At 69.7% G+C, this 18,798-nt stretch carries 13 protein-coding genes; all 13 read right to left on the bottom strand.

The window, feature by feature from the left end:
- Positions 1 to 4: 4 nt before the first annotated feature.
- Genes CQ044_RS00530 through CQ044_RS00470 form a run of 13 tightly spaced genes read right to left on the bottom strand, consistent with a single transcriptional unit; the run spans position 5 to position 18,492 of the window.
- Positions 5 to 1,438 (bottom strand): O-antigen ligase, encoded by a 1,434-nt coding sequence (locus tag CQ044_RS00530; RefSeq protein WP_105686112.1) that lies wholly within the window; start codon positions 1,436 to 1,438, stop codon positions 5 to 7.
- Positions 1,435 to 2,415 carry a hypothetical protein gene (locus CQ044_RS00525; RefSeq protein WP_105686111.1) on the bottom strand — a complete coding sequence of 327 codons (981 nt, stop codon included), beginning with the start codon at positions 2,413 to 2,415 and terminating at the stop codon, positions 1,435 to 1,437. The genes CQ044_RS00530 and CQ044_RS00525 overlap by 4 nt, the downstream gene beginning before the upstream one ends.
- Positions 2,412 to 3,284, bottom strand: coding sequence for a hypothetical protein (locus CQ044_RS00520; protein WP_146116714.1), 873 nt, complete (start codon positions 3,282 to 3,284; stop codon positions 2,412 to 2,414). The genes CQ044_RS00525 and CQ044_RS00520 overlap by 4 nt, the downstream gene beginning before the upstream one ends.
- A complete protein-coding gene (locus tag CQ044_RS00515) occupies positions 3,185 to 4,033 on the bottom strand; it encodes a glycosyltransferase (protein WP_105686108.1) in 849 nt (282 codons plus the stop codon). The genes CQ044_RS00520 and CQ044_RS00515 overlap by 100 nt, the downstream gene beginning before the upstream one ends.
- Positions 4,030 to 5,394, bottom strand: coding sequence for a glycosyltransferase family 4 protein (locus tag CQ044_RS00510; RefSeq protein WP_105686106.1), 1,365 nt, complete (start codon positions 5,392 to 5,394; stop codon positions 4,030 to 4,032). Before CQ044_RS00510 ends, CQ044_RS00515 begins: the two co-directional genes overlap by 4 nt.
- A complete protein-coding gene (locus CQ044_RS00505; RefSeq protein WP_105686105.1) occupies positions 5,391 to 6,989 on the bottom strand; it encodes a lipopolysaccharide biosynthesis protein in 1,599 nt (532 codons plus the stop codon). Before CQ044_RS00505 ends, CQ044_RS00510 begins: the two co-directional genes overlap by 4 nt.
- The gene (locus tag CQ044_RS00500; protein WP_105686103.1) at positions 6,986 to 8,191 is read right to left on the bottom strand and encodes a glycosyltransferase; all 1,206 of its coding nucleotides are present in this window, start codon (positions 8,189 to 8,191) and stop codon (positions 6,986 to 6,988) included. Before CQ044_RS00500 ends, CQ044_RS00505 begins: the two co-directional genes overlap by 4 nt.
- 12 nt (positions 8,192 to 8,203) lie before the next feature.
- Positions 8,204 to 9,355, bottom strand: a complete 1,152-nt coding sequence (locus CQ044_RS00495) for a DegT/DnrJ/EryC1/StrS aminotransferase family protein (protein WP_105686101.1) — start codon at positions 9,353 to 9,355, stop codon at positions 8,204 to 8,206.
- Entirely contained in the window at positions 9,352 to 9,978 is a 627-nt protein-coding gene (locus CQ044_RS00490) for a NeuD/PglB/VioB family sugar acetyltransferase (protein ID WP_105686100.1), read from the bottom strand. The genes CQ044_RS00495 and CQ044_RS00490 overlap by 4 nt, the downstream gene beginning before the upstream one ends.
- Positions 9,975 to 11,120 (bottom strand): DegT/DnrJ/EryC1/StrS aminotransferase family protein, encoded by a 1,146-nt coding sequence (locus CQ044_RS00485; protein WP_258133067.1) that lies wholly within the window; start codon positions 11,118 to 11,120, stop codon positions 9,975 to 9,977. The genes CQ044_RS00490 and CQ044_RS00485 overlap by 4 nt, the downstream gene beginning before the upstream one ends.
- Positions 11,117 to 12,112 (bottom strand): NAD-dependent epimerase/dehydratase family protein, encoded by a 996-nt coding sequence (locus CQ044_RS00480; RefSeq protein WP_105686098.1) that lies wholly within the window; start codon positions 12,110 to 12,112, stop codon positions 11,117 to 11,119. The genes CQ044_RS00485 and CQ044_RS00480 overlap by 4 nt, the downstream gene beginning before the upstream one ends.
- The gene (locus CQ044_RS00475) at positions 12,109 to 13,170 is read right to left on the bottom strand and encodes a Gfo/Idh/MocA family protein (protein ID WP_105686096.1); all 1,062 of its coding nucleotides are present in this window, start codon (positions 13,168 to 13,170) and stop codon (positions 12,109 to 12,111) included. The genes CQ044_RS00480 and CQ044_RS00475 overlap by 4 nt, the downstream gene beginning before the upstream one ends.
- 45 nt (positions 13,171 to 13,215) lie before the next feature.
- The gene (locus CQ044_RS00470; RefSeq protein ID WP_258133066.1) at positions 13,216 to 18,492 is read right to left on the bottom strand and encodes a DUF4082 domain-containing protein; all 5,277 of its coding nucleotides are present in this window, start codon (positions 18,490 to 18,492) and stop codon (positions 13,216 to 13,218) included.
- Between the last annotated feature and the right edge of the window lie 306 nt (positions 18,493 to 18,798).

The following is an 18,798-nucleotide window of genomic DNA, read 5'->3' as shown; positions in this document are numbered from 1 at the left end:
CTCGTCACCTGTCCCCCACCGTCGCGCTGCGCGCGGGTGGCAGATCGGCGGGGGTGTCGGGCCGTTCGGGCCGTGCCGTGTATCGCATCGAGGCTGTCAGCACCTCGTCGGCGGCCGCGATCGAGCGCATCGACGCGGTCAGCCCGATCATCAGGAACAGAAGTCCCGCGGACATCGGAAAGGACAGCCCGTCGAAGAACGCGAACAGCACGGCGATCGTGACGAGGCAGGCGGCGAACGCCCGGCTCATCGACTTGGTGTCCTGGAACGGCGAGTGCCCACTGGCCCAGACCGCGCTTCCCATCGCCGCGAGCACCATGCCGACAAGGCACAGCGCGCCCAGGATGCCGAGCTCGACGGTGAGCAGCACCCAGGCGTCGTCGAAGATGTAGTAACGGGGCAGGAAGGTACCGAATCCCTGGCCGATCAGGGGCGAGGACGACAGGAACTCCGGCACTCGGGCGAGCGCGGCGGTCCGGGATTGGGTGCTGGGATCGTTCGACGCGCCGAGGAACAGGTTCACGATCGTGCCGAACATCCCGGGGATGAGCGCGAACACCGCCAGCGCGAGGATGGCGCCGCCCACCCCGATCACCCATCGGTAGATCGTGGGGATCGCCGGCAGCAGGGCCACGACGGCGACGGCGAGGCCGATGATGGCCGATCGGGAGACCGCGACCAGCGAGGCGAGCAGGATGAGGGCCACGGCGAGCCACCACCAGACCGCGTGACGGGACGGGGTGGTGCGGAACCCCCTGTTGACCGCGGCGGTGATCGCCAGCGGGAGAGCCGACACCACGGCGGTCCCGTACTCGAGGGGGTGGATCGCCGTGCCGGAGGCACGGGTGAAGGATCCGCGTGTCGCCGCCTCGGTCGCCTCGAACGCGAGTCCTGGAATGGAGGTCGTCCAGTCCAGTAGCGTCTGCCCGGAGAAGAATTGTGCGAGGCCGAGGGCGGCGAGCGCGGCTCCGGCGATCGCCAGCCTCCTGACGAGGATCGCGGCATCGGAATACGTCCTGATCCCGTCCATCGCGACAAGCAGGACACCGCTCCATGATGCGAGCCGCAACAATGCCGTCGTGGCGGGGCTGATCTGGTCGGCGGGCTGACCGCGCAGCATCGCGGCGGCGAAGCTCACCAGAACAACGACGAGGAACGCCAGGAAGACCCAGCGCAGGGGCTGCCGCACCGGGCGAGTGTCGAGCGCCCGTGCCTGCAGCCGGCTCAGGACCCACCAGAACAGCAGCACCAGACCCCAGAGCATCGAGGGTCGTCCAAGGCTGCCGAGCGCCGAGATCGTCACGTTCGACGGGATCGCGACGAGCAGCACGAGATACACCGTGAGCATGGTGGCGGCGTTCACCCCGCCATGACGTTCGGTCGAGGTGGCCGTCTCGGCGGAGATCGGGCGGATCCGTGACCCGGCGAGCAGGCTCATGCCCGCCTCGCCGCGCGGTGGTGGGCGCGCCCCCGCCCCGTGCCGACGGCCTCCGGGTCGGAGGCATCGACGCCGGACTCATCCGCGGCGCCATCGTTCCTCTCCCCGACGTCCGCGTCGTCGTCCCCGCTTCCCCGGCCCGCTTCATCGAAGGCGACCCCTGGCTCGTCGGCGGACACCGGATGCCAGGGGGCGTTCGGGCCGATCCGGCGCTCGTCCGGGTCGGCCTCTGGATCGCGGTCTGGCTCATCCCTCTCGATCGGCTCGTCGATGGATCCGTCGAGGGGGTCTTCGTCCTCCGACGCGGCCTCGACAGCCGTCCGGCGCTTGCGTCCCGCGTCCTTTCGCGCAGCGCGCCTGCCGCGGCGCCCCGCCTTGTGCGGGCGGCGTGCCAGCCCGTCGATCAGGCTCGCCAGGATGAGCGTGAGCACGGCGATCCCGAGCGCGACGCCCACGCTCACCAGGATCCGCGTCTTCTGCTGCAGCGTGCTCTGCGTATCGAGTGTCAGCGTCGACACCGAGATACGGTCGTCAGCCTTCACCTTCTGCTGGGTCTGGAGCCGGTCCAGCTCGACTCGGGTCTCGGAGACGAGAGCCGCCAGCACTTCCTGGGTCGCACTGTCGGTCTTGCCGGTGACGGTGATCTGGATCACCGGCCCCGACACGGTGGGGTCGCGCTCCACGACGACATCCGTGCCCGGATAGTCCTTGACGATCGGTCCGAGCACCTCGTCGGACCGCATCACGCGCACGACGATGTCCGCGGCCTGAGTGAGACCGCCCAGAAACAGGTACGGGTTCGTCGTGCCGACGGGTATCGTGCCGGATCCGGGCAGCAGCAGCTGGGTCGAGGTGCGCTCGTGACCGGGTGGTACCGAGACGAAGGTGCCGAGCCCGGCGACGACGGCGAGGATGATCCCCGGCAGCACGATGTACCAGCGCCGGAGGAATCCTCCCATGGTGTCTGCGATGTTCATGCGAAGCGGCCTCCTGTCCGCGCGGCCGGAGTGGGCGCATCGACCCTTCGCAGGGCCCTCCTCCTGCGCCTCGCCCGGATGGCCCGGTCGACGATGATCGCCGCCGAGCAGCCGGTGATCAGACCGGCGATCGCCATGGCCACCCCCGCGAGAATGATCTCGCTCCGGCCCGGCGTGACGTGCTGGATATCCGTGCTCAACGGCTCGACGATCGCCGTGATGCGGTCGGCCTCCGGGGTGACCGTGGCGGCCTGCTGGGCCGCAGTCACGTCGATGATCTGCTTCAGTGCCTCCTGTTGACGCTCGACGACCCACTCGCGGGTTCGCCCGACGATCTGGATGTCGATGGTCGCGGACGGGAAGCTGCTGATCCACTGGTTCCCGCCGTTGCGCAACGAGACCATGACGCCTTGCCGAACTCCCGCACCGTAGTAGGGCGCGTCGGAATCCGAAAACGTCTCGACGGGCTTGCCTTGGTTGATCGATGTGGCGATGGCGCCCGCGAACGCGATGATGCTGATGTCCGTGGATCCGCTCTCGGGCAGCAGCGTCGAGCGGGACGGGAGGGTGAAGGTGATCGTCGTCCGCGTCGAGTACGAGCCGCCGTCCTTGTAGAAGAGGAACGTCAGACCGGCGAAGACCATCACGATGGCGAGGAGGACGTACCAGCGCCTCCCCATCGCGGACAGAGCTTCGCGAACCGTCACCCGTCCCCCTCCTCCTGTCGCCAGCATAATCTCCGGCCGCACGGCAGTGCCATGGTCCGGGATCATCGCCGCAACCTGGCCTTCAACGCCTGCATGCCGTCCTTGCCGAGCGCGGCGATCGCCATCCTCCGCAGGGTCGCCCGTGTCGTGTCGCGCGTCCACCGCGCCGGCGCCACCAGCAACCGGTCGCCCACGATCTGCGCGGCTCCCGGAGCCTCGACGTCCTGCAGCATCCCCGGGAACAGCGACTCCCAACGCCGTGCCGACACGAGACGCCCCCGCACCCGGTTGCTGACGTTCTCTCCGTGGACGACCTGCAGCCAGCCCGGCTCGCCATCCAGCGCGACGACCGGCATGGACCGGCTGAGCATGATGTGCCAGTCGTCCCAGCAGGTCCGAGGATCCGACCACGGCTCGGCGACCGAGCAGAACGCGTTCTCCGGATCGTGCCGCAGGTAGACGCCGACGTCATCGCGTACGAGTCCGTTGACGACGTAGAGCGCGCGGCGCTCCTCGAAGTCGACGGCCGCGTGGAGTCGCGCCAGGAAGTCGACGGCCAGGCCGTCGTCGTTGTCGACGTTCGTGGTCAGCAGCATCCCGTCGCCGTGCCGCACCACATCGCGCAGGTCCGCGACGAGCTTCTGCCGCGGCACCTCCTCACGGAAGATCGCCGTGAACAGGCCCTGCTCGACATAGGGCTGGATCGCGCCCTTCAGCCACGCGGGGCTCGCCGGGTCGAAGTACACGACCCAGTCGAAGTCGGCGCCGATCTGCGCGGCGACCGACGGCGCGCAGTACCTCTCGAACAGGCGCCAGCGATTCGAGAGCCAGTGCTCGCTCGCCCTGATCCGCGCCTCGACTCCGCCCGTCGGCAGATTGAAGCGCGTGAGCAGCACGTGGTCGACGTTCATGGCACGCGGACCGCCGCGCGCGCTCGGTCGCGCAGGAATCGGCGCAGTTCGGTCTCGTCGTCGAGGTCGACGAACTCGGGGGCCCCCGAGCGAGCCGATTCGACGGGATGCGCTGCGTACGGCCACGCCGCGCGCCGGGCGGCTCCGGGGTGGTTGCCCAGCAGCTCATCGAACACGCCGACGTAGGCCTCTGCCTGCGGCTTCCAATCCAGCTCGGCGACGACGCGGCGGCGGGCGGCGAGGCCGAGCTCGACCCTGCGGTCGGGGTCGGAGAGGAGCGCCTCGATCTCATCCGCGAATCCGGCGATGTCTCCGGAACGGACGAAGACACCCGTGTCGCCCGCCGAGACCCGGGTCTCCACGAGATCGAACGAGACCGGCGGCACCCCGTACGCCATGTACTCCATGGTCTTGTTCATCGTGGAGACGTTGTTGAGCGGCGTGTCCAGGTCGGGCCCAAGGCCCAGGTCGGCGGCGCTGAGATACTGCGCGATCTGCGCGGGTCCCACCCTGCCGGTGAAGACGACGTTGTCGTCCAGCCCGCGGGCGGTGCACTCCTTCCTGAGGTCCTCCCAGCAGTCCCCGAACCCCATCAGCACGGCGCGTATGCCGGTGCGGCCGCGACGATGCACGAGTTCGTCCATGACGGCGAGGATGTTCTCCACTCCGTCCTGCGGACCCATGATGCCCAAGTACGCCAGCAGATGTTCCGCACCCGCTCTGATCTCGGGATCCGGGTAGACCGGACGCATCACGGTCGTGTCCGGTCCGCTGCGCACCACCGTGACGCGCACAGCGGGGATCCCGCCGCGGCGCTCCGCGACGCGCTTGTACGACCCGTTCGTGGAGATCACCCGATCCGCCACGCGATAGGTGTTGCGCTCGAGCAGCACGAGACCGCCCAGCTCGATGCGCCCGCCGATCCCGGTCGGCCTGCCGAACCGGGAGAGGAACAGCTCGGGGTTGAGGTCGTGCTGATCGAACACGAAGCGCACTCCGGCGAGGCGCCACAGCGCCGCGAGCAGCCAGTACGTGTCAGGCGGATTACACGCCTGGATCACGTCGAAGCCGTGACGGCGGTGCACGCGCAGCGACAGCAGTGCGGTGCGCGCCCAGGAGTACGCGAATTCGAGCGCGAAGCCGAGCGCACCTTTCGCCTCGGGTGCGGGCGCGTACTTGTAGATGTGCACGCCGTCGATCTCCTCGTGCGCCGGATCCCCGGGGCCCTGCGGGCAGATGACGGAGACCTCGTATCCCTGAGCCCGGAGCGCCTGGCACTCGAGCCACACCCGCCGATCCAGGGGCACGGGCAAGTTCTGGACGATGATCAGCACACGTCGCCCCGCGGTGTTCGTGTTCATGACGGCTCCCCTTCTCCGGCCGGCGATGCCGCCGCCCGGGCCCTGCTCCCCTGCGCGCCGCCCGTCGCGGCACGCCTCCTACCCCGTCCCGGAAGGCGTGCGCCGATCCGGGATCGCCCCAGCAGTGCAAGCGCCTCGGGCAGCACTCGTGGCGCCAGAAGGCGGGTCGCGAGCAGATGCACAGTCAGGACAGCGCCTGCGATCATCAGCAGCGCGACCCACGACGGCAGCGCCCCCGTGAGGAGACGCACGCCCCAGCCGGCCGCTCCCGAGCCGACGACGGCCACCGCGACGAAGACGAATGGCCCCGCTACCGCCCGCGCCCGCGTGTGCAGCACCCGGGCGGTGAGGAACCACCGGCTCACCGTCGCGACGACGCAGACGCCGAGGAAGCCCCAGGCGATGGCGACGAGCCCGAAGCGCGCGACCACCGCCGTCGTGCCGAAGGTGATCCCATCGATGATGAGGGCGTACACGAACCACGTGCCCGGCCTGCCCATGCCGTAGAAGAGTCCATGGTCCAGCCACGCGCCGACCGAGAGTATCCCGGCGAGGGCGAGGATCTGCGCCACGGGATAGCTCTGGTCCCAGCCGCGGCCGAACACGATCGGCACCACGAGCGGGGCCACGACCGCCAGAAGGGTGAGCGGGAAGGAGAGCGCGAAGTACGTCAATCGCAAGGCGCGGAGATAAGCGGCGAGCAGTCGCTCCGGCTCGTCGCGGATCTTCGCGAACGCCACCTGGGTCACCGGCACGATAGCGCTGCCGGTGAGGTCCTGCACCACCTGCACGAGCCGCTGCGCGATGGTCATGTAGCCGAAGGCGCCGATGCCCAGCACGGCCGAGATGACGGCGGCCTCGCCCCACGCTCGCAGCATCGCGACGAACTCGACGCCGAGCACCTGACCGCCGAACGTTCCCATGACGCGGAAGTCGGCCTGGGAGAACGAGAGCGTCGGCCGCCACCGCGAGGTGATCCACGCCAGGACCGTGGTGATCGCCGGCGCGACAAGGCTCTGCGCGACGAGTGCCCAGGCGCCGAATCCGCCGAACGCCATGACCATTGCCACGACTTGCGCCACGCCGGCGGCGACCGCGCCCTGCCCTGCCAGCACCCCGAAGCGCATGTCGCGGCGCAGCAGCGCCATCGGCACGGATCCGGCGGCGGTGAGCACGACCCAGAGCGAGAGCGCCTGCAGGACCGGGGTCACCCCCTCGTCGTGGAACACGACGGCGAGCAGCGGGGCCGTGGCGAACAACGTGGCGCACAGCACCCCGCCTGCGCCCAGCGAGAACCAGAACGCGGTGCTCAGCATCTTCTGATCGCTCTTGTCGACCTGCACGACGTAGGCCGCGAATCCGAGATCGGCGAGCAGGAAGAAGAACGGCAGGACGGTGGAGGCCGCGGCGACGGTGCCGAAGTCCGCAGGGCTGAGCAGCCGGGTGAGCACCGCGATCGTCGCGAAGCCGAGCAGGCGCACGGCCCACTTCTGCACGGTCAGCCACAGCACGCCGGATGCGGCGCGTCCACTGACATCGCCACCCGTCTCGGGGCCGACGGCCTTCTCGCCGTCCGAGAACGACGGATCCGTCATGTCCGGCTCCCCGTGACGGCCCGCGGGACCAGACCCAGCCGCCGCCGGAGCATCCCCCCGACCCGGCGGCCCTCGCGCGGCAGGTCGCGCAGCCACTCCCCGGCGCGGTACGTGCCGACGGCCTCCTCGTAGAACGCGGCGAGTCGTTCGGACATCGCGTCCAGGCCGAACCGCTCTTCGGCGAACCGGCGTCCGAAGGCGCCGAGAGCGACCCGCCAGGCGGGATCGCCGATGACCGGTTCCGCGATCCGCACGAGGTCCTCGACCGGATGCAGCGGACGATCCGGGCTCCAGAAGCTCGACCGGGCCAGCATCGCCGCGGTGCACTCCTCGAACAGGCACGACCACCCCGCCTCGCCGTGCACGATCAGCGGACGGCCGAATGCGAGCGAGCGAGCGGCCGACCCGCCCATGCCGAGCATGATGTCGGCGGCCGCGTAGGCGGGACGCGGATCCGAGAGCGGTCCGAGCATGCGTACCGCGTCGTACGCCAGCTCTCGGTTCACCGCGTCGGCGCGAGCACGCAGCGTTTCCTCTGCATCGCCACCGCCGACGACGTACAGGGTCGCCCCGAGCGCCGACAGTGGCCGCATAGCGTCGATCGCGGTCGCGATGGCGGTGGCCTTCATCCGGCTGTCCAGCCGGCTCACGATCCCCAGCTGCGGGCCATCCCCGAGCCGGTGCTCCGCGCGGAAGCGGCGTCCGGCGTCGGAGTCCGGCGCATCCGATTCCAAGTCGACCGGGGGCGAGATCAGCACCGTGCGTCCCGGGCGGTGAGCGAGCTCCTCGATCAAGTACTCGGTGCCGACGATCAGCGGCATGTGCCGATGCACCACGGGAGTGACGCTCATCTCGTACACGGTCTGCACCCATGGGCGGCGGCCGAAGATCGCGGGCCCCCAGTACGTGGGCCGGGCGGAACCCCACATCCCGCACACATGCACGAGGTCGACGCCGTGCTCATCCGCGATGCGCCGCAGCTGGCGCGCCTGGGCCGCCATGCCGTCTGCGGAGGCGAAGGCCTCGATCCCGATCCCGCGGGTGCCGGCGTAGTCGAACAGCGAAAGCCCGTCGCCCGCCGTGTCGCGCGGGCCGATCAGGATCGATTCGATTCCTCGCTCACGCAGCCGCCAGGCGAAATCGACGGCGTTGATCTGGGTTCCGCCGAGCTCCAGGCTGTTCAGGATGACGAGGACGCGCATGATCGGATCCGCTCAGGCCATCGCCTCGTGCATCGCCGCGCCGGCGGTGTCGTGACGGGCGGTGCGCACCGCGTCCCGGAGAGCATCCGCGACGCGCTCCTGCTGGACAGGCGCGAGATGCGGGAACATCGGCAGCGAGAGGATCCGCGCGGCGGCGGCCTCCGCGACAGGGAACTCGCCGGCCCGGCGCCCGAGGTCCGCATAGGCCTCGGTGAGCGGAACCACCGTGGGGTAGTGGATCCCGACGCCGATCCCGGCGGCCGTGATCTCCGCCATCACCCGATCGCGGTCCTCGACGCGCACGACATACAGATGCCACACGTCGACGTTGCCCGGAACAGTCACGGGCGTCCGAACTCCGTCGATGCCGGCGAGCAGACCGCCGTATCGCGCGGCAGCCTCCCGCCGCGCCGCGTTCCAGCGGTCGAGTCGACGCAGCTTGGCACGGAGCACCGTCGCCTGCACCGCGTCCAGGCGAGCGTTCATGCCGATGCGGTCGTGGACGTATTTGCGAGAGCTGCCGTGCGCGGCCAGAGTGCGGATCAGGGCCGCAGCGTCGGCGTCGTCCGTCATCACGGCTCCCGCATCGCCCGCGGCGCCCAGGTTCTTGCCGGGGTAGAAGCTGGTGGCGGCGATGCGTCCCAGCGCCCCGGCTCGTCCCGCCGTCGACGAGGCTCCCTGCGCCTGGGCGGCGTCCTCGATGAGCACGAGATCGTGACGTGCGGCGATGGCTGCGACCGAGGGCACGGGCGCTGTCTGCCCGAACAGGTGCACCGGAACCACCGCCCTGGTGCGCGAGGTGATCGCCGCGTCGACCGCGTCCGGATCCATGAGCAGGTGTTCGTCGTCCACATCGACGAACACGGGCACCGCCCCGATCCGGGAGGCCGCCTCCGCCGTCGCGATGAACGTATTGGCCGGCATGATCACTTCGTCACCCGCCTGCACGCCCGCCGCACGGTAGGCGAGCTCGAGGGCGTCGGTGCCGTTGGAGACGCCGATCACATGACCCACGCCGATGTACTCGGCGTACTCCTGCTCGAACGCCTCGACCTCGGCGCCACCGATGAAGGCGGCGTCGCCGAGCTGTCTGCTCCACACCGGAAGCACCTCGTCGATGATCTCGGCCTGCTGCGCGGCCAGATCCAGGAATGGCACGTTCATCGTCTCTCCCCCAGTTCCCGTGCGGGCACTCCGCCCCAGGTCCGTCCTTCCGGCACGTCGCCGATCACCGCCGCCCCCATCCCGATGACCGCGTCGGCCCCGATGACGACGCCTTGGCGGACCGACGCATTCATCCCCAGGTATGCGCCCTCCCGAACGTGCACGCCCCCGCCGAGCGACACCCCGGCGGCGAGGGTGACGAAGTCCTCGAGCACGTCGTCGTGGGTGATCGTGCAGTTCGGCATCACCACGACGTGGCGCCCCAGTACGGCGTCGGCGGTCACCACGACGGAATCGAGCAGGATGCTTCCCGCCCCGAGCTCACTGCTGGCGCCGATTCTGGCCGATCTCGCGGCGAAGATCCCGTAGCGTTCCTCGCGCACTCCCGCCTCGTCGAGGCGTTCGACGATGCTGCGCCTCCCGGCTCCGGGGCCGACGCAGATGAGGAGCTGATCGCTCCGCGCGGGCGCGAGCGACACCGGGCCGAGCACCGGAACACCGGAGATCTCCGTGCCCTCCCGCGCCGGATCGTCGTCGAGGATCCCCACGACCCCGACGATGCCCGCGGCGATCACCTCTCTCGCCAGTCCGCTGGCGCCGATCAGCAGCAGCCCGTCGCTCATGATCCCGCCCCGATCGGATCCCGCAGCACCGCGATCACGCGATCCTGATCCGCGGCGGTGAGCGCGTGGTAGAGCGGCAGGATGAGGGTGCGGTCGTTCAGGCGCTCGGTGACCGGCAGGGCGCCGGCCGGCGCCGTGTCGCGATAGGGCGGCTGTCGGTGCGCCGCCATGATCCCCCGCCGCGCCGAGATATCGGCGGCGGCGAGCGCCTCCAGGAGGCCTTCCCGGTCGGTGCGGTACTCGTCGCCGACCTCCACCCAGAAGGATTGCATGTTGCCCGCGCCGTAGGCGGGATCCTGCACGGCCCGCAGCCCGGCGACGCCCTCGAGGCCCGCACGGTAGCGGTCGGCCAGGTCGCGCCGGCGGGCGACGATCTCGGGGAGGCGGCGCAGCTGGACGAGCCCGACCGCGGCCTGCAGATCGGTCATCCGGAAGTTGAAGCCGACCTCGGTGTACTCCTCGGCGGGCGGCAGGGTCGAGCGGTGCCGGTCGGCGGCGGAGACGCTCATGGCGTGCTCGCGCAACTGGCGGGCGCGCCGCGCCCAGTCCTCCCGCACCGTGGTGAGCATGCCCCCCTCCCCCGTGGTGAGCAGCTTGCGCGGGTGGAACGACCAGGCCGCGATCTCGGCACCTGCCCCGACGGGCCTGCCCTTATAGGTCGAGCCCGCCCCGCACGCCGCGTCCTCGATCACGACGATCTCGAGCGGATCCGCGACCGCCCGCACGTCGTCGAGATCGAGCGGCACGCCGCCCTGATCCACCCCGATGACCGCGCGGGTCGCCGGAGTGAGCGCCGCGCGCACCGTCGCACCGGTGAGGTTGCCGGTGAGCGGATCCACATCGGCGAACACGGGATTCGCGCCCACGTACCGTACGGCGTTGCTCGTCGCGATGAACGAGAAGGACGGGACCACGACATCGTCGCCCGGCCCGATGCCCGCGACGACGAGTGCCAGGTGCAGAGCCGTCGTGCAGCTGGTCGTGGCGACCGCGCGCGGGACCTGCATCGCTGCGGCGAACTCCTCCTCGAATCGCGCCACCCGTGGCCCCTGGGCGACCCAGCCGCTCGCGATCACCTCGGCGACCGCGTCGGCCTCCTCCTGCCCGAGCCAGGGCACCATCACGTTGACGCGCGCGCTCATGCGGGCACCGCCGTACGGCCGGCCGAGATCTCCTCGCGCAGCGGACGCCACCACTCCACCAGCCGGGACAGGCCCTCCTCGAGATCGATGCCCGACCTCCACCCCAGATCGCGCTCCGCGGCGGAGACGTCCGCCAGGCGGCGCGCGACGTTGTTCACGGCGCGAGCGGGGCCGAACTCCACCCCGAGGTCGGATCCCATCACGCGCAACAGGGCCTCGGCGAGCTCGCGCAGGCTGGTCTCCGTGCCGCTGGCGATGTTGTACGTGCCCTCGACCACGTCGCTCTGCGCGGCCAGCACATTCGCGCGGGCGATGTCGGGCACGCAGACGAAGTCCATCGTCTGCTCCCCGTCACCGAAGATCAGCGGCGGCGTGCCGTCCGCGATCCGCTCCATCCATCGCACCAGCACCTCGGTGTAGAGGCCGTGCACGTCCATCCGCGGGCCGTACACGTTGAAGTAGCGCAGCAGCACGTAGTCGATGCCCGTCATGGCGCGGTAGCTGCGGATCAGCCCCTCGTTGAAGGTCTTCGCGGCGCCGTAGAGGGTGTCGTTGTTCTCATGGTGGTGCCGCTCGGTGGTCGGGAAGTCCTCGGCCATTCCGTAGACCGAGGCGCTCGACGCGGCGATCAGCTTGCGCACCCCGTGCGCGGCCGCCGCCTCCACGATGTTGAACGTGCCGTCCACGAGCACCTCGAGGGCCAGCCGCGGCTCCTCCGCGCACTGCGTGATGCGGATCGCCGCCTGATGGAAGACGATGTCCTTGCCCGCGGTGACCTCGTCGACCACGCGGCGGTCGCGGATGTCGCCGTCGATGAGGGTGACGCGGCCCGTCGCGATCGCGTCGTCGAGATTCGCGACTCTTCCTCGCACGAGGTTGTCGAGCACGTCGACGTGCGCGGCGCCGGCATCGAGCAGCTGATCGACGAGGGTGGATCCGATCGTGCCGGCGCCGCCGGTGACCAGGATGTTCGCGTCTTCGATGCGGGTCATGCCATCTCCATTTCGGTCGAGGTCTGCACAGCATGGGGAGCGCCGGCGGCAGCGAGACTGCCGCGCGCCGCCTCGAGGATCGACAGCACCCGCAGGCCGGAGGCGCCGTCGGTGCGGGCCTGCCGGCGTTCCCGGATCGCCGAGGCGAACTCGGCCGTCATGTTCGCCAGCGCCTCCCTTTCGGGGAGGGCCGGCGCCCAGGTGTCGCCGAGCCGGTAGGAGATGTTCGCGGCCCTCGCGTCGGTCGTCGTCGCCTTGGACTGCTCGAGCAGGTCCACGCCGCGGTCGTACACGCTCACGCGCTGCTGCGGGTTCAGGTCATCCCAGACCAGGGTGCGCCGGGTGCCGCCGATGACCATCTGCCGGATCTTGGTCGGACTCAGCCAGTTCACGTGGATGTGCGCGATCGCGCCGTCGGCGAGTGGGAGGGTGAGGTATCCGATGCAGCTCTTGCCCGTGGCGAGCGGATCCGCGCCCTGTGCGGTGACCGTGGTCGCGTCCAGGCCGTTCGGCAGGATGAAGTCGATGATGGACAGGTCATGCGGGGCCAGGTCCCAGAACACGTCGACGTCGGGCTGGATGAGCCCGAGGTTGATGCGCACGCTGTCGACGAAGAGGATGTCGCCGAGCTCGCCCGCGGCGATGAGCTCGCGGATCTTGAGCACGGCCGGCGTGTAGCAATAAGTGTGATCCGCCATGAGCACGAGTCCGTCGGCACGCGCGGTCTCGACCATCTCGATGCCGCGGCTGCGCTCGTCCGCCAGTGGCTTCTCCACGGTGACATGCTTGCCCGCGGCGAGCGCGGCCATCACGATCGGATGATGCGTGCGGGCGGGGGTGGCGACGGCCACGGCGTCGATCGACGAGTCGGCGAGCACGTCTTCGAGACTCGTCGACACGGGCACCCCGCCGACGCGGTCGGCGACCTGCCTGGCACGTTCCTCTTCGAGGTCGCAGATGACGGCGAGATCCCAATCCGGACTCGCCACGAAGTTGCGTGCGAGATTCGGTCCCCAGTAGCCGGCACCGACCACAGCGACCTTGAGCCGTTCAATCACTTCAGTCCTTGTCTGCCGTGCCGTCCTCCCCGACGGCACGACGTCCTACGGAGCAGGTGTGAAGGTCACATCCACCCAGTAGTTGTTCGTGGACAGATTCGCGGGGAAGTCCGTTGTGGCGATCCATGCGCTGCCGCTCGCGGGCACCGTGAAGTGCCCGAGCGTCGTGGTGTTCGCGAGCGTGCCGAGGTCGACGGCATAGCGCCCGGTCGTGCTGAACAGGCCGACCCGGTACTCCGTTCCGGCCTGAAGCGTCACCGGGGTCGAGAGGGCGGCCGTCTGCCAGCCGTCCGCGGTCTCCCCGGAAAAGGCGATCTCGGCGAGCTTCTGCCCGCCGGCGGCCCACAGGTACCCGGTGTGCAGCCCGGTGTTGGCGCTGCCCTTGTAGAACCGGATGCCGGTGACCTGGCCCGCGACGTCGACCGTGAACCGTGTGGCGACCTGCACCGAAGAGGGGTCGTTCCACCACGGGTTGGCCGGCAGCGCGTTGCCGAAGATGGTCTGCACCGTCAGCACGGGCGGCGCGTCGGCGGTCGAGAACGACCACGTTCCGGCGGCCACCTGGGCCCCCGCCACCGTGGCCGCCGCCTGGTACGCGGTGGTCCAGGCGAGCGGCGCAGCGGGCGTGAAGGTGACGGTCTTCGTGGGCGCGTCGTATGCGGACGATCCGGCAACGGCACCCTGCGGTCCGGTCAGCGCCAAGGCGGCCGCGCCGGGATCCGTATCGAACGTCGCAGTGACCGTGGTCGTGGGAGCGACCGCCGTAGCCGAGGCCTGCGGCGACCGGCTCGTCACGGTGTAGGTGACGGCGGGGGGCGCGGACGGGCTCGGTGACGGCGAGGGGCTCGGGCTCGGCGAAGGACTCGGACTCGGCGACGGACTCGGGCTCGGACTCGGAGACGGACTCGGAGACGGACTCGGGCTCGGTGTCGGGGCCATGGCCTGGGCTCCGCCGAACACGATCTCCGCATCCACGAAATACGCGGTCGCGTTGTAGGAGGACGTCGGGAATCCGCCGCCCGTTCCGTACCGGTACACGCCGTTCTGGGTGGCGATGCCGGTGATGTGGCCGCTCGTCTGCGCCGAGGCGAAATAGCCCGCTTGCGAGGCATAGTGCCCGGTCGGCGCGAGGTACGAGACGACGTAGGTGGTGCCGGGCGAGACGGCGACGGACGTCGAGAGCGCGGCTCGCTGCCAGCCGTCCGCGGTCTCGTCCGCGAACGTCACCTGGGCGAGAAGCGTTCCGGTGGAGCTCCACAGGGATCCGACGTGCACCCCGTTGTTCGCCGAACCGCGGTAGTAGCGGATCGCGGTGACCTGCCCCGGTGCGGAGACGGTGAAAGCGGTGCCCACCTCGATCGGATCGCTGTCCGCGGTAGACGGCACCGCGGGAAGCGTCTCCCCGAAGAGGCTCTCGGCCAGGCCGTCGGTCGTGGCGATGAACTCCACATCCACGAAGTAGTTCGACGAGTTCCCAGACGCGGTCGTCGGTCGGCCCGACGTGCCGTACAGGTAGGTGCCGTTCGCCGGCGAGACGGCCGTCAGCGGTCCGCTCGTCACCGGCGACGAGAACGCACCGGCCTTGTAGGTGTAGTTGCCCTGCGGTGCGAGGTACGACACGGTGTAGGTCTTGCCCGGCACGATCGACACCGGGTTGCTCAGCACAGCCCGCTGCCAGCCGCTGCCGGTCTCCGCGGTGAACGTGACCGAGGCGAGCGGTGTCGAGCCGGACCCCCAGAGCCAGCCGACGTGGGTTCCGGTGTTCGTCGCCGCCTTGTAGAACCTCAGTGCGCGGATCTGGCCGGGCTGCGATGTGGTGAACGACATGCCGAGGACCACCGAGGCGCTGTCGTCAGTGGCGGTGCTGGTGCCTGCCGGCAGGGCGCCGAACATGGTCACGGTCGTCGCCCCGCTGGTCCCGGCGGTCTCGAACGACCATGCGCCCCCCTGACCGGCGGCTCCGTTGCCGCCGGTCACGCTCGAGACGGAGACCACGATGGGTGCATCGGAGGGCAGCGCGGCGGTGGGCGTGAAAGTAACCGTCTTGCCATCCGTGGAGATCGTCTTGGTCCCGGCGATCGTCGCCCCTGCGCTGCTCACCGCAACCGTGGCGGAGGACACGGGAGCGTCGAACACCGCGCTGACCGACGACGAGGTCGCGACGTTCACGGCGCCGTCCTGCGGGGTCGTACCGACCAGGTTCGGCCCGACCGCCTGCCGTGCGAACACGACATCGACCGCATAGTCGGAGGTCGAGGTCTGATTCGGGAAACCGCCGGAGTACGTGAAGACTCCGCCGTTCGCGGGAACCGTCAGCGGGCCGCGCGTGTATGCCGCCGAGAAGCGGCCCGCGGTCACCGAGTATCCGCCCGCGGGCGCGGTGTAGGACACGACATAGGTGGTGCCCGCGGTGATCGCGACCGGTGCCGACAGCGTGCCGGTCTGCCAGCCCTGCGTGGACTCCCCGGCGAACGTCACCGTGGCGAGGGCGGATCCTGTCGCACTCCACAGGGTGCCGGTGTGCGTGCCGGTGTTGCCGACACCCTTGTAGAAGCGCAGGGCGGTGATCGTCCCCGCCACCGTGCTGGAGAACTTCGCTCCGAGCGTCACGGACGCGGTGTCGGCGGCCGACGCCAGATCCGGCCTGCTCAGGTCGGGGAACAGCGAGCACGGGCACGTGCCGTCCGGCAGCGTGGCCGCCGCGGTCGCGAACGTCCAGGTGCCGGATCCGGCGGCGAGCCCGATGCCGTTCGCATCGGTCGCGGCGACCGTCACGGTGTAGGTCGTGGAAGCCGCGAGCGCGGCGGACGGAGTGAACGTCGCCTTCTTCGCGGTCGCGTCGTACGCCGTGGTGCCGGTGACGCTGGATCCGGTGCTGGTCTTCACTGCGACGGACAGGCTGGATGCCTGCAGCGCACGGGAGAACGTGATCGTGATCGGATCCGTCGTCGAGTTGCTGGAGGATCCCTGCAGAGGTGTCGCCGCGAGGATCCGCAGAGGCGAGTTGTCGACCTTGTCGAACAGGACGTCGACGTAGTAGTTCGTCTCGTACCAGGTCGAGGTCGGCATCGTGCCGACGGCGCCGAAGACCCCGGGAGCCGCGGCGCCGACGCCCGAGACGACCGACACGGGCGTGCTCGGGGTGGCGCGATACGGCCAGTACAGGGCGTCGGCGGAGTAGCCGCCCTTCGGCGCCGTGTACGACACGGTGTACTTCTGCCCTGCGATCACCGCGACCGGCGCGGAGAACAGCGCACTCTGCCAGCCGGTCGCCGTCTCCCCTGCGAACGTCACGGAGGCGAGCTTCTGCCCTGTCGCACTCCACAACGACCCGACGTGAGTTCCGGTGTTGGTCGATCCCTTGTAGAAGCGGACGCCGTTGACGAACCCGTCGCTCGTCGGCACGAACTGCAGGCCGAGTTCCACCGCTCCCGTGTCATTGGCGCTGGGCGTGGTCGGCACGGCGTTCCCCAGCGCGCTGTACGGTGCCTTGACCGTGATCGCCACCGAGACGCCGGTCGCAGAGAAGTTGGCGCTGTCGTCGATCGCGCGAGCGCGGATCTGGGCCGCACCCGCGCCCTGCTGGTAGTAGCTGTAGCTCCACGAGGTGGTTCCCGTGGCGGGGTGCCAGGTGGTGCCGCCGTCGGTCGACACCTCGACGCCTGCCACGACACCGCCGATGTCGGAGGCGGTGCCGGTGACCGTCACCTTCGCGCCGCCGGTGATCGTGGCGCCCGCTGCCGGGCTCGTGATCGAGGTGGTCGGCGCGATCTTGTCCGGGCTCGCGGTCGCGGCGACGAGACCGCTCATACGTGTCGAGGGCTGCGCGCCCATGTCGGCGAGCAGGTTGACCTGCGCCTGCTGCATCCGCACGTCGGCGGGCGCTCCGGCCCCGTCGTGCGTCTGATCGAGCCCCCAGCCCCATTGGACGGTGCCGGCACCGAACACCAGCGCGCCGCTCGCCGCGCGGTACAGCGTCACATGGTGGGTCGTCGTGCCAGGCACGACCACATTGCCGTAGTCGGTGAGGTACTGCGGGGTCGGCCCGGTCGTCGTGGACAGATCCACGAGACCCGCAGGGCGGAAGCCGTTGTCGACGTCCTCGTCGGATTCGTACCCCACGGTGTGCGCGGCCAGAGCCTGCGTGGCCCCGGGCGCGAGCGAGGCGAGGCTCGTGTTGCGCCAGAGCCGTGTCTTTCCTTGGGCCTGGGACACGGTGATCGCCAGATCCGTGTTGTTGCTCATGTACATCGTGCCGGTGAGACCGTTCTCCGGCATCGTGCCGCCGTTCGCGGCGGTGGCGAACCGTGGATCTCGCCAGGTGCCCGTCCAGGTGGGCGAAGGATCGATCTTCGCGTTCGACCAGGTCTCCTTGTACGACACGAGGGTGCGGTACGGGGTGTTGGAGCCATCGACGGACGCCTCGTAGCGCGTGTGCCAGTACATCTCGTTGCCGGAGAGGAACTGCAGGTTGACACCCGCGTCCCTCGCCGCCTGCACGTTGGCGCGCTGCCCGCCGGACCAGTACTCGTCATGACCGACGGACAGGAAGACCTTGTGGTTCAGCAGCTCGGAACCGCGGCGGTCGGAGTCGACTCCGGCCAGGTAGCTGACGTCGTAGCCGTTCCGCTCCAGGAATCGCACTGTCGCAAATTCGCTGGAGAAGTAGAAGTCGCGGCCGCCCTGCCAGCCGCGCGTCACGATCGGCCGGTTGTAGCTGATCTTGTAGGCGCGGCCGTTGGCGGCGCCCTGGTAGAAGTCGGATCCGCCGTACGTGTTGTAGGCCTGCCACGTCGGATCCGAGGTCTGGAACACCACATCGGAGTGATTTCCGTCGTTGCGGACGACGAAGATGATGTGGCTCTGCCCACCCGTGTCCTTGCGGGTCAGCAACGCGATGTAAACCCCGGAGACGGCCGTCGACGGCACATTCCAGGAGGAGGAGACTCCCCAGGTGCCGCAATCGTAGAGCTCTGTGCTCACGTCCGAGATGCACTGCGGCTGGTGCTGCGGCAGAGGCGCGGTGACCGGGACGGACTGGATGTAGCGGGCGCCGAGGCCCTGGTACCAGCCGGTGCGGTAGATGTCGACCGTGTAGGCCTTGGCGTCGGTATCGACCTTGAAGTCGATCCGGCTGCCCGCGTTCACGCTGATATCGGTGGCGAAGCCCTGGATGCTCGCGTCCCCCGCACCGTCGATGTCCCACACGCTGGGGTCGGTGCCCGGCTTCGAGTTCTCGCAGGCGATGGGATTGATCGTCGGGCCGCACGAGCTGCCCGTGGCAGACGCAGACGGCGCTTCCATGCCGATGAGCGCGCTCACGAACACCGTCAGTGTCGCGACGATTGCGAAGGCGCGCCATCCGCGCCGGCGCGTACGGAAACGCGCGTCCCCAATTGCGTTCATCTGTCCCAGTCCCCAGTTCCGAGAAGGTCGTCCGCCCCAAACGAACGATGATCTTCACGTGAAACCTGATGGCCGGTCGATGAACCGCGAACCGGCATATCAGGGCTTCGCGATGGATTCTAGCGCCACGATGGCTGTTTGCGACAGACTCATCTTCAGTTGGACTCACAACTCGTTCGGAACCCGCGTCGTTGCGGGGGCGAGAGCGTTCCCGCAGGTCGT

This window comes from Microbacterium sp. MYb64 (assembly GCF_002979495.1).
Taxonomy (GTDB): domain Bacteria; phylum Actinomycetota; class Actinomycetes; order Actinomycetales; family Microbacteriaceae; genus Microbacterium; species Microbacterium azadirachtae_A.
Note: the sequence above shows the minus strand (reverse complement) of the source record. Positions and strands in the feature narration are given on the sequence as shown.